Source organism: Acetobacter papayae JCM 25143, from assembly GCF_000613285.1.
Taxonomy (GTDB): Bacteria; Pseudomonadota; Alphaproteobacteria; order Acetobacterales; family Acetobacteraceae; genus Acetobacter; species Acetobacter papayae.
On the sequence record NZ_BAIN01000069.1, the window covers coordinates 1 to 12,099 of the forward strand.

The window sequence follows — 12,099 nt, forward strand, 5'->3', positions numbered from 1 at the left end:
GTGCGGGGGCAGCGGCCTGCGCGAAGGCCTGAGGTGCCTGCGCTGCAACGGCAGGCCCCGTGCCGGTGGCCTGCATCTCTGGTGCGGCATCGTTATTGACCGCGAGATGCGGCCGCTCGACCGTGGCATCAATACCCGTGGCCACAACCGAAACGCGCACGCGGCCGTTCATTTTGTCATCAATGACGGTGCCGAAAATCATGTTTGCATCTTCGGGCACTTCCTGACAGATGCGGTTGAACGCTTCTTCAGCTTCGAAGAAGGTCATGTCCTCGCCGCCGGTCACGTTCACCAGAAGGCCCTTGGCGCTGTCCATGCAGGTGTCTTCCAGCAGCGGGTTGGAAATCGCTTTTTCAGCGGCTTCCACAGCACGGTTTTCACCTTCGGCCTCGCCGGTACCCATCATGGCTTTGCCCATTTCGGCCATGACACTGCGAATATCGGCAAAGTCCAGATTGACGTAGCCGCGCTCGACCATCAGGTCGGTCACGCCGCGCACGCCCATGTTCAGCACCTCATCCGCCAGTTTGTAAGCTTCACGCAGGGTGGTGCGCTCGTTGGCGATGCGGAAAAGATTCTGGTTGGGAATGACGATCAGCGTATCAACATACTGCTGGAGTTCCTTGATCCCCTCATCGGCCACGCGCGCACGGCGCTTGCCTTCGTAGGAAAAAGGCTTGCTAACCACGCCAATGGTCAGAATGTTCCGCTCACGCGCCATACGCGCAATGACAGGAGCCGCCCCTGTGCCGGTGCCACCACCCATGCCGGTGGTGATGAACACCATATGGGCACCGTCGAGATGGCGGGCGATTTCATCCGCCGCTTCTTCTGCTGCAGCACGGCCAACTTCCGGTTTGGCGCCAGCACCCAGCCCGTGGGTAAGGTGCGGGCCAAGCTGGATGCGGTTTTCAGCCAGACTGCGGGTCAGGCTCTGTGCGTCGGTATTGGCGACAACAAATTCCACCCCCTGCAGGCTGGATGCGATCATGTTGTCAACCGCGTTCGTCCCGCCGCCGCCGACACCGATAACCGTAATCTTCGGCGAGAAGTCAGAATGTGTCTGGGGCGGGACAGTCAGGTTGAGTGTCATGGGCATCTCCCGAGAGGCAACGGGTTGGTGGTTGGGTCGGGCGGGTCTGATAAGATCCGAAAGAAAAATTTATGTGACTCTATCAGTCTTTGCGTTGCGAGATCAAACCCTCTCGCGAATAAAAGCAACAAGTTTGCGTAAAAAACCGCTGGGTGGCGCATCGCGGAATTCAACATCGCCAAAAGGACGCTCAGCACTTGCGGCCCAGAACAGCAGCCCGGCCGCCGTGGCAAACCCTGCGGCGGCGGCGGTGTTTTCGGGCAGGTTGATGATCTGCTTGGGGCGGCCCAGCCTGACAGAGCGCGTGAAGGCAGCACCCGACAGCGCCCGACACTGACCGGGGCTCCAAGAATACGCTCGGCCAGCGGGCGGATACCATCAAGCAGGGAGCCGCCACCTGTGAGCACGATCCGCCCGCTGGCGGCCATGCCAAGGCCTGCGCCATCGAGTTTTTCGCGCACGAGTTCCAGCGTTTCTTCCATGCGCGGGCGGATGATGCGGCCAAGCTGCGCGCGCGATATCTGCTCGAAATGCGGCACATCATTGCCCAGTAGCTCTACCGTCAGCAGCTCATCCTCCACATCGGTGGACAGATCAGCACTGCCGTAAACGGTTTTCAGGCGCTCCGCATTTTCTAAAGACGTGCTCAATCCACGCGCGATATCGCGTGTGACATGCAGCCCCCCTACCGCAATCTGCGCCGTGTGCAGCATCTGGCTGTCGCCAAATACGGCAAGGGATGTGGTGCCCCCGCCCATATCCACAACCGTGGTGCCCAGTTCGCGCTCATCCGCATCCAGCACGGACAGGCCGGAGGCGAGGGGGGAGGAAACCAGTGCCTCCACCTTCAGTTCCGTTCTGGCCAGCACGGTTTCAAGGTTGAGCAGCGCCGTGGTGGCGGCGTCGATGATATGCAGGCGCGCCTTGAGTGTTTCGCACACATGCCCGCGCGGGTCGGATACGCCCTCGGTATCGTCCACGGTAAAATCTATCGGCAGGGTATGAATGACCTCGCGGCCCTGCACGGATGCCTGCAGGCGTCCTTCGGTTACCACGCGGCGTATGTCCGCTTCTGTCACCACACGTCCGCCAATAGGCCAGCGGACATTGAACAGGCGGCTGGCCGGGTGCCCGCAGGAGAGGTTGACCACAACCCGGTCTATGGGGCGTTCCGCCATGGTTTCGGCCTGTGCCACGGTAGCGCGAATGGCTGCTTCGGCCTCACGCAGTTCCGTAATGGCGCCGCCTTTCACCCCTTCGGATTTGCGCCAGCCATAACCACTCACCCGCAGGCACCATTGGGCTCACCCCGGCCGATCAGGCAGGTGATCTTGCTGGAGCCAATATCCAGCACCGCCGTATAGCCGCTGCGCCAAGCGTGGGCGCGCCGGCTTTTGTCAGCCGGTGGTGGCAGCGGCAGGGGCGCGCGCGTGTTGCTGGTGCCCGGACCTGACCGCTCTCAACCCGGCGTGGAGGCGTGCCGGTGGTGGGGAGGGCGCTATGCACCAGGTCAGTCATTAGGTTGGGTCTCCATGGCGGGGCTGGTGGGGTATCAATGGGCAGAAGGCGAGGGCAGTGCGCCCCTGGAGGAGCCGGTGTTCGAGGTGCTGGAAGTTTCCGCCGGGGCAGGAGCGGGAAGCTCACGGATGGTCAGTCGGTCGGGCAGGCGCATATCAATCAGCACGACAGGACGATCCAGTAGGCGGGTGGATGCCTGAAAAGCAGCCAGCCGGTGAATGGCCGGGGCTTCCTCGCTTTCAGGCAGGAGTACGGTTGCGCCATCGCGCAGGCTCAGGTTCCAGCGCCGGTCGCTAACCCGCACAGCGGCTGTAACGCGGCTGCGCACCTCGGTTCCTGCAACAATGTGTCGATCAGCCGGAGGCCGCGATATTGGCACCGTCGCCCACCACCAGCGGCAGATGCGTGAACGCGGCGGCATCCTTGGTACTGCCATCCTGCCCTGGTACGGGTTTGCCCTGTCGGTCTATGAGTTCGAAATGTCCCTGGTGTTGCCACACCGCATAAGGCGGGCGCTCGACAAGGGTGACTTCGATCTCGCCTGAGAGGTGCCGCGCCACGCTGGCATGGTCAACAAACGGTAGTGCATTCAGCCGCTCGCGCGCGCCCGAGACGCTGAAATTGAGGATGGGCGCGCCCACCCGTGTGTTCAGGGCCTGCAGGATAACGCTTTCATCTGTCAGGTTGGCCCCAGCGATATTGATGGCCGTAACCCGCAGGGTATTGGTGCCCATGAGCTGGTCGCGCAGTGGCGTAATGCGCTCCTGCACGGCCGGTATTCCCAAAGCATACCACCCGGCTCCAGCCAGTGCGCCGATAAAAACAAGCCCCATCAATGGTCGCAGCAGGCGCTTTTGCCGCCGTAAAAACAGCTTCAGGCGCGAGGGACGATCAGGCGGGGGGACAGTTCTCATCGACGGCAGGCGGCCTGTTCCACAAGCCATCCGCAGAGTTCAGCATAGCTGATACCGCAATAGGCGGCCTGTTCTGGCAGGAGCGATGTGGGGGTCATGCCGGGCTGGGTGTTGACCTCCAGCAGCACAAGGCGGGGGGTGCCGGGCTGTGTGTCATCCAGCCGGAAATCCGCGCGCGATGCGCCAGAGCAGCCTAAGGCGTGGTGGGCTTCCACTGCGATACGCATGGCCTGTTCGGCGGTTTGCGGGTCAATACGCGCAGGCAGTTCATGGCGTGAGCCACCAGCGGCGTATTTGGCGGTGTAGTCGTAAAAACCCTCACCATCACCACAGGGAGTAATGTCTGTAACGGTCAGTGCGCGATCACCCAGCACACCCACGGTAATTTCACGCCCGGGAATGAAGCTTCTGCCAGAATCTGGGGGCCGTATGCCCATTCACGGGCAATGGCGGCACGCGTGTTCGCCCCTGCGCGGATAATGGAAACCCCGACGGAGGAGCCTTCACTCACCGGTTTGACCACATAGGGTGGAGGCAGCGGGTCGGCCAGTGCGAGTGTTTGTGCGTCCAGCACCATGCCTTCGGCCACAGGCAGGCCTGCGGCAATAAACACCGCCCGAGCGGCGGCCTTGTCCATGGCCGTAGCCGAGGCGCGCACGCCTGAATGCGTATAGGCCAGCCCCATCCAGTCCAGTATGCCCTGTATGCAGCCATCCTCGCCAAAACGGCCATGCAGGGCGTTGAACACGACATCGGGTTTCTGTGCGTTCAGGGCGGCTACCAGCGTTGCCAGATCGGTGCCTGCATCCAGTGTGGAGACCTGATAGACCCCAAGGCTGGCCAGCGCTTCGGCCACACCCTGCCCGGAGGCCAGACTGACCTCCCGCTCGGAGGACAGGCCGCCCATGAGAACGGTAATACGGCGGGGCGTTGTCATTGTTGCGGAGCCTTTGTCCTGCCGAGGCGCTTGATTTCCCACTGGAGCGATACACCGCAATGCTGAGCAACGCGGCTGCGTACCTCCTCGCCCAGACCCTCAAGGTCGGCGGCGGTGGCGTGGCCAAGGTTGAGCAGGAAGTTGCAGTGTTTCTCGCTCACCTGTGCCTCGCCCACGCGCAGGCCACGGCAGCCTGCTGCATCGACCAGTTCCCACGCCTTGCGGGAGGAAACGGCCGGATCGGGGTTGCGGAAGGTGGAGCCCCCGGTGCGGGCCCGAACGGGCTGCGTGCTTTCGCGCGAGGTGCGAATTTCGGCTATGCGCGCGCTAATATCCGCCGGGTTGGCAGGGGTGGCGCGCAGGCGTGCACGGGTTACGGTTGCCCCTTCCGGTAGGCCGGAGCGGCGGTAGCCAAACCGCAGGGCGGCATTGTCCAGCCGCAGCAGGGTGCCATCGCGGGTAATGATTTCGGCCCAGTCCAGAACACTGGCGATATCGCAGCCATAAGCGCCTGCGTTCATGCGCACGGCCCCGCCGATGGAGCCGGGAATACCGCTGAGAAATTCCAGCCCGCCCAGCCCGGCGGCGGCGGCCTGTTCGGCCACGGTAGCATCCAGACAGGCGCTGCCCACCACCAGTGCATCGTCTTCCACCTCAATGGCGGCAAAGCCACGGGCAAGGCGGATGACCAGCCCTTCGATCCCACCATCGCGGATAATGACGTTCGAGCAGGCGCCCAGCGTGGTAACGGGTAGTTCAGGCGGCAGGCGCTGCATGATGCTGGCTAGATCCTGCGCATCCGCCGGCTGGTAAAGCCATTCCGCATTGCCCCCCACGCGAAACCACGTGCGCGCACCCAGCGGGGCTTGCGGGGTCAGCCGCCCCTGTGCCCGGGCAAAGGTGTGGCGTACCATTTCATCCAGAGTGGGCATCATGCCGCACTACCGCCCTTGTGCTCGGCCTTGAGGGCTGCGAGCTGCGCGGGCAGGGCCTGTGCCCAGTTGGTGATTGTTCCTGCACCCAGACACACAACGTAGTCGCCGGGTTTGGCAATGGCGTTGATCATCTCGCCAGATGTTCGGGGCTGGAAAGTGGCACCACGGAGCGGTGGCCACGTTCGCGCAGGCCTTCTATCAGCCGGTCGCGGCTGACATCGGGCAGAGGCTCTTCGCCCGCTGCGTAAACATCGGCCACGATTACGGTATCGGCATCGTTCATGCAGGTGCAGAAATCCGCAAACAGCATTTGCAGGCGCGAATAGCGGTGCGGTTGCATGACCGCGATGACACGGCTGGCCCCCGCCTGTCGCGCGGCCTTGAGCACGGCGGCAATTTCAACCGGGTGGTGGCCGTAATCGTCAATCACGGTAATGCCGCCGGTTTCGCCCGTGCGGGTAAAGCGGCGCTTGACTCCACGGAAGCTGGCCAGCCCCGAGCGGATAACATCGTCGCTAATATCCATTTCCGTGGCCACGGCCACGGCGGCCAGCGCATTCTGCACGTTATGCGCGCCCAGCATGGGCAGGCGGAACGGCCCGGCCTTGCGGGTACGGCGGGTGGCGCGGTCTGTTAGCGTGACTTCAAACGTAGCACCCAGCTTGTCGGTAATCAGTTTTTCGGCCCGCACATCCGCCTGTGGTGAAAACCCATAGGTGACAACCCGGTGGTCTGATAGGCGGGGGATCATCTGTTGTACGGCAGGGTGGTCGATGCACAACACGGCAAAGCCGTAAAACGGCACGTTGGAAACAAACTGGTCGTAACCGGCTTCCATGGCCTCGGCACTACCCCAGTGGTCAAGGTGCTCGGGGTCCATGTTGGTCACGACCGAAATAACCGAAGGCAGGCGCAGGAAGGAGCCATCGCTTTCATCGGCTTCCACCACCATCCAGTCACCTTTGCCCATGCGGGTATTGGTGCCGTAGGCTCGATAATACCACCATTGATGACGGTGGGGTCGAGGCGGGCAGCCTCCAGCACGGCGGCGATCAGCGATGTGGTGGTGGTTTTGCCATGCGTGCCGCCAACCGCAATGGCCCAGCGCAGGCGCATGAGTTCGGCCAACATTTCAGCCCGGCGCACAACCGGGATCAGCCGCGCGCGGGCGGCCATGACCTCGGGGTTGTCACGCCCTACTGCGGTGGAAATGACCACAACCTGAGCGCTGCCCAGATTTTCGGCGCTGTGCCCCACCGCCACGGGAATACCCGCCGCGCGCAGGCGTTTGACATTGGCGTTTTCGGCAATGTCGGAGCCCTGCACGGAATAGCCCAGCAGGCGCAGCACCTCGCAATGCCGGACATGCCAATACCGCCGATACCGACAAAATGAATGGTGCCGATGCTCAGGGGCAGCGCTCTCATGGGCTGGGCTTCTTCTCGCTGGAGGGTGTTGGGGTGGAGGAGGGAAAAGTGTGCAGACATTCTTCTACTACATTGGCCAAAAGTCTGGCGGCATCAGGGCGGGCCAGTGTCGCGGATTGGGCAGCGGCGTCGCTCAGGCTGGCAAAGCCACTGCCAGCATCAAGCAACTCGCCCAGAAGAGCCGACAGGGCGCGGGGGGTGAAATCGGCCTGACGGAGCATCCAGCCGGCTTCGGCATCCGTCATGGCACGGGCATTTTCGGTCTGCTCGTCACTGGCAGCGATAGGGAGCGGCACCAGAATGGCGGGTCGACCGGCGGTGGTTATTTCCGCAACGGAAGAACCGCCCGCCCGCCCGATAACCAGATGGGCCGAGCGCAGGAGGTCTGGCACGTCATGAAGAAAGGATTCGACACGGGCCGTAACGCCTGCCTGCTCATAGGCAGCCCGCACGGTGGGAATATCATCCGTCCGTGCCTGCTGGGTCACAACCAGCCGCGCACGCAGGGCTTCGGGCAGGAGCGCTACGGCGGCGGGCACGACATCGGAAAAAACGCGTGCACCAAGAGATCCGCCCCATACCAGCAGGGCAATGCGGTCGGTGGGGGGTGTCCAGCCTTCACCCGCCAGTGCCGCAATGGCGGGGCGCACGGGCATGCCGGTCAGCACGGTTTTATACCCCAGTGGCAGGCGCGCAACGGAGGGAAAGGACGTGGCAATCACATCGGCAAAGCGGGCAAGGGCGGCATTGGCCTTGCCGAGCACGGCATTGCCTTCGTGAATGACAAGGGCCGGGTGGTGGCGGCCCATCATGCGTGCCCCCAGCAGCGGCGGCACGGAGGGATAACCGCCAAAGCCGACAACCACATCGGGGTTGATTTCACGCATGAGCGCGCGCGCGCGCCATGCGCCCAGCAGCAGGGTCAGCCCCGCGCGTAGGGCGCGTAACGGGCCGCGCCCCGCAACCCCGGCTCCGGGCAGGATATACTGCCGCGCTGTTGCAAATACCCCGCTATCGCGCTTGCCCGCACGGGCATCGGTCATGAGCACAAGGGTATGGCCGCGCTCGGCCAGAATTTCGGCCAGCGCTTCGGCCGGGAAAAAATGACCGCCCGTGCCGCCAGCGGCAATGACAATGGTGCGCGGAGTGCAGGACTTCATGCTGATCGCCAGTGTCTGAGTGTGGACACAAACCCGCCATCGGTGCGTATGTCACCCGCCTGATGGCGGGTGAGTGCCAGCACCATTCCAATAGCCAGCGCTACGGACATGGCGGATGAGCCACCATAGGAAATGAATGGCAGTGTCATGCCCTTGGTGGGGATAAGATGCAAGGAGGAAGCCATGTTGACGAAGGCCTGAAGCCCGAACCCCGTCACCAGCCCCGCCGTGGCGACAATGACAAAGGGATCGTTCTCACGCATCAGGCGCAGCAGGGTGCGTATGACAATCATGGCAAACACCATGATAATGAGCAGGCACACGACCAGACCATATTCCTCGCCTGCCACGGCAAATACAAAATCGGCATGGGCGTCGGGCAGCAGGTCTTTCACCCGGCCTTCACCCGGGCCGCGACCCAGCAGGCCGCCATTGCCAAAGGCACGCATGGCGGTGTCGATCTGGTAATGATCGCCTACATCGGGGTGCAGGAAGCGTTCCACGCGTGAGCGGACATGCGGGAAAACAAAAAAGGCCGCCACCCCGCCACCCATCATGAGGCCAACACCCGCACCCACCAGCGCGAGAGGCAGCCCGTTGACGAAAAGCTGGGCAAGAAACACGGCGGTAATAACGCTTAGCATGCCGATATCAGGCTGAGATTTCAGCAGCAGAGCAATCAGCAGGTAAAGCCCGCCCGCAATGGCTGCACCCGGTAGGGGGCCTATACGGTGCGGGCGGGTGAGCAGCCAGCCGGTAATCACCGCAAAACAGGGTTTGAGAAACTCGGAGGCTGGAGCGACATCAGCGGTAGGGCAATCCAGCGCCGTGCGCCCTTGATTTCTATACCATGGACAAGGGTGAGCATGGTTGCCCCGAGCATCAGCCCGCCGCCAATGGCCGAAAGCAGCAGCACCGTTCTGCGTTGCAGGGTGGAGATGCTGAAGACAATCAGCCCCGCAATGCTGAGGAACACCACCTGCTTGAGAATGAACATGTTGCGTGATGCGCCGATACGCACCGCCACCGCCGGGCTGGCCGCCAGCATGAGAATATAGCCGAACCCGATGAGAATGAAGGCGCAGATCAGCGTGGTGCGATCCACGTTGCGCCACCACCGTGCGAAGGGTGAATCATCAAGGCGGGAGCTACCGGACATTATGGTGTGTCCTGTGGGGTGGTCAGGTCTGCGGCCTGCGCCAGCATGGCAAAGCGCTGGCCGCGCTCCTCAAACCCCGAAAACTGGTCAAAGCTCGCGCAGGCGGGCGAGAGCAGGACAACGGGGGTCTGTGTCGCTTGTGCCATGGCGTAGGATTCTGGCACGGCCCGCTCCAGCGTGCCGCACAGTGTATATGCCACGCCTTGTGCGCTGAGTGTCTGGGCCAGCACTTCGGCATCCTGCCCGATCAGGAAGGCATGGCGGATACGCCCGAACAGGGGGGCAAGGGGTTCAATCCCGCCAGCTTGGCAACGCCCCCGGCAATCCAGATCAGATGGTCGTAGCAGCTGAGTGCGCGTGCGCTGGCATCGGCATTGGTGGCCTTGCTGTCATCCACAAAGGCCACCCCCTCGCGGGTGGTGATGAGTTTCTGCCGGTGGGGCAGGCCGGTGAAGCTGAGCAGTGCGGCTGCCGAGCGGGTATCATCCACGCCCAGAAAATGGGCCACGGCCATGGCGGCGGCCGCGTTCTGGGCATTATGGCTGCCGGGCAGGGCCGGACCGGGTGTCGCGCGGCGTATCCCGTCATGCCAGAGCGCGCCGTCATGGCCTGACCATGTGCACCCGGCCTGCGTGCCTGACACGGTTTCGCAGCGTGCGAGGCCGTTGCGCAGGGTCTGGGCCAGAATGCGGCTGGGCTCGTCATCCATGCCAATCAGTGCAAGGTCATGCTCTGTCTGGAGGTCGAAAACATGCGCCTTGGCCCGAATATAACCGGCCATGTCGCCATGGCGGTCAAGGTGATCGGGGGTGAGGTTCAGCAGGCAGGCCACGTCAAAATGCAGGCTGTCCAGCCGTTCCAGCATGTAGGAAGACATTTCCAGCACGTAAACGCCGTTATCGGGCAGAAGCGGCAGGGCCAGCGCCGCAGGGCCAAGGTTGCCGCCTGCTGCCACCGGCACGTTGGCTTCAGCCAGAATATGGGCCACCAGTGTTGTGGTGGTGGATTTACCGTTGGTGCCGGTAATACCGACAAAGCGCGCCTTGCTGCCTGCCTTGCGCACGGCGCGGTAGAGCAGCTCTGCATCCGACAGCACGGGAATACCGGCGGCAATGGCCATGGCGGCTACGGGGTGAGGCTGCGGCAGGATATGGGCAATACCCGGCGAGAGCACCAGCGCATCAAACCCCGCAAGCGTGTCAAACGGGGCGATGGTAATGGTGCTGGCGAGGCCTGCGTGTTCGGCCTGTTCGCCCAGTGCCTGCCGGGTAGTGGCGCCGTCATCCCACGCCTGTACATGCGCACCACACCCTGCCAGCGCCATAACTGCTGGCAGGCCGTTGCGGCCAAGCCCGAGCACGGCAAAACGCTGCCCGGCGAACAGGGTGGGAGGGAAACCGTTCATCGCAGTTTCAGCGTCGCCAGACCACACAGGCCCAGAATAATGGAAATGATCCAGAACCGGATGACGATGGTGGGTTCCGTCCATCCCTTCTTTTCAAAGTGATGATGGATCGGCGCCATCAGGAACACCCGCCGTCCGGTGCGTTTGTACCAGCCCACCTGAATGATGACGGATAGTGTTTCCGCAACGAACAGCCCTCCGACAATGCACAGCACCAGCTCATGCTTGATGGCGACAGCGAGCGAGCCGAGTGCGCCACCGAGTGACAGGGAGCCCGTATCCCCCATGAACACGGCGGCGGGCGGCGCGTTAAACCACAGAAAACCAAGACCAGCCCCAACAAGGGCGGCACAGAACACGGTCAGCTCCCCCGTGCCCGGCACGGCGTGCACCTGAAGATAGTCCGCAAAAACGTGGTTGCCTACCAGATAGGATAGAATGGCAAAAACAAGTGCCGCCGTTACCACGGGGCCAATGGCCAGCCCGTCCAGCCCGTCTGTAAAATTCACTGCATTGCCAAAGCCGGTAATGACCACCATGGCAAAGACCGGGTAAAGCGGGCCGAGCGGCAGCAGGAAATCCTTGGCGAAAGGAAAGGCAAGCTGGCCAGCCAGTTCCGGCGGCATAAGATATTGCAGCCACAGTCCGCACAGGAGAGAGAGGGTGAACTCGCCACCCAGCCGTGCTTTTTTGGACAGGCCTTCGGTATTGCGTCGGGCCAGCTTGCGGTAATCATCCGCAAAGCCAATGGCCCCAAAACCCAGCGTGGTGAGCCACACCGCCCACACGAACCCGTTTTCCAGATTGCCCCAGAGCAGCATGGAAATGCTCAGCGCGGTCAGGATCAGCACGCCGCCCATGGTGGGGGTGCCTGCTTTTTCTACCAGATGCCGCTCCGGCCCAAGTGCGCGGATAGGCTGCCCGCCGCGCTGGATACGGCGCAGCATGGCAATGAAAGGGCGGCCCAGCATCAGGCTGACGCCCAGAGCTGTCAGGCAGGCGCAACCGGCGCGAAAGGAGATATAGCGCAGCAGGTTGAGCAGGGTGATATGCCCGTCATGGATCGCATGCGAAACCAGCATGTAAAGCATCAGGCGGCCCCTTCGGTCGTAGGGGCGTGCGCGGGCATGGCTTCCAGTTCGGTCATGATATCGCGCATACGGCTGCCCAGACTGCCCTTGACCAGAACAGCATCCCCCGCGCGCAGGGCGGCGCGCGCCAGCGGGGCAAGAGTGGCGGCGGTTTGTGCCCAGGCACCCTGCCGGGCTGAGGGCAGGGCCTCGAAAAGAGTTTTCATATGCGGTCCGCAACAAAAGACAAGATCAGCGGACATGGCGGCCGGTTCCGCCAGCGCGCCATGTTCGGAGGTGGAAAAGTCGCCCAGTTCACGCATGTCACCCAGTATGGCAATGCGGCGTCGGGCGGGGATGTGCCGTAGCACGTCCAGTGCGGCTCGCACAGAAGCGCTGGACGCATTGTAGCTTTCATCCAGCAGGGTAATGGTGCCGCCGCACAGGGTGCTGAGTGCGCCGCGCCCGCGTCCGGGGCGGA

The 12,099-nt window shown here is 62.9% G+C and carries 5 protein-coding genes and 6 pseudogenes; all 11 read right to left on the reverse strand.

Annotated elements, in window-relative coordinates:
* On the reverse strand, window positions 1-1,093 hold a 1,093-nt coding region (ftsZ, locus tag JCM25143_RS12560), incomplete at its 3' end, for a cell division protein FtsZ (RefSeq protein WP_025861449.1).
* A gap of 102 nt (window positions 1,094-1,195) precedes the next feature.
* Window positions 1,196-2,516 (reverse strand): annotated as a pseudogene (gene ftsA / locus JCM25143_RS19395) (cell division protein FtsA); the annotation flags it as partial.
* Between the two features lie 129 nt (window positions 2,517-2,645).
* Window positions 2,646-3,525, reverse strand: a pseudogene (locus JCM25143_RS25460) (cell division protein FtsQ/DivIB).
* Window positions 3,522-4,462, reverse strand: a pseudogene (locus tag JCM25143_RS19405) (D-alanine--D-alanine ligase). Before JCM25143_RS19405 ends, JCM25143_RS25460 begins: the two co-directional pseudogenes overlap by 4 nt.
* Window positions 4,459-5,397, reverse strand: coding sequence for a UDP-N-acetylmuramate dehydrogenase (murB, locus tag JCM25143_RS12580; protein WP_025861450.1), 939 nt, complete (start codon window positions 5,395-5,397; stop codon window positions 4,459-4,461). Before murB ends, JCM25143_RS19405 begins: the two are co-directional and overlap by 4 nt.
* A pseudogene (gene murC / locus JCM25143_RS19410) lies at window positions 5,394-6,824 on the reverse strand (UDP-N-acetylmuramate--L-alanine ligase). The gene murB and the pseudogene murC overlap by 4 nt, the downstream one beginning before the upstream one ends.
* On the reverse strand, window positions 6,821-7,984 hold the full coding sequence (murG, locus tag JCM25143_RS12590) for an undecaprenyldiphospho-muramoylpentapeptide beta-N-acetylglucosaminyltransferase (protein ID WP_035371289.1): 1,164 nt from the start codon (window positions 7,982-7,984) through the stop codon (window positions 6,821-6,823). The pseudogene murC and the gene murG overlap by 4 nt, the downstream one beginning before the upstream one ends.
* A pseudogene (locus JCM25143_RS19415) lies at window positions 7,981-9,143 on the reverse strand (FtsW/RodA/SpoVE family cell cycle protein). The gene murG and the pseudogene JCM25143_RS19415 overlap by 4 nt, the downstream one beginning before the upstream one ends.
* Window positions 9,143-10,548 (reverse strand): annotated as a pseudogene (gene murD / locus JCM25143_RS19420) (UDP-N-acetylmuramoyl-L-alanine--D-glutamate ligase). The pseudogenes JCM25143_RS19415 and murD overlap by 1 nt, the downstream one beginning before the upstream one ends.
* Window positions 10,545-11,639 carry a phospho-N-acetylmuramoyl-pentapeptide-transferase gene (gene mraY, locus JCM25143_RS12605; protein ID WP_025861452.1) on the reverse strand — a complete coding sequence of 365 codons (1,095 nt, stop codon included), beginning with the start codon at window positions 11,637-11,639 and terminating at the stop codon, window positions 10,545-10,547. Before mraY ends, murD begins: the two are co-directional and overlap by 4 nt.
* A partial coding sequence (locus JCM25143_RS12610; RefSeq protein WP_025861454.1) for a glutamate ligase domain-containing protein occupies window positions 11,639-12,099 on the reverse strand: 461 nt, incomplete at its 5' end. The genes JCM25143_RS12610 and mraY, both read right to left, overlap by 1 nt.

Coding starts and splice junctions, on each gene's coding strand:
- murB (WP_025861450.1), bottom strand. CDS start 5,397: ATGATGCCCACTCTGGATGAAATGGTACGCCACACCTTTGCCCGGGCA.
- murG (WP_035371289.1), bottom strand. CDS start 7,984: ATGAAGTCCTGCACTCCGCGCACCATTGTCATTGCCGCTGGCGGCACG.
- mraY (WP_025861452.1), bottom strand. CDS start 11,639: ATGCTTTACATGCTGGTTTCGCATGCGATCCATGACGGGCATATCACC.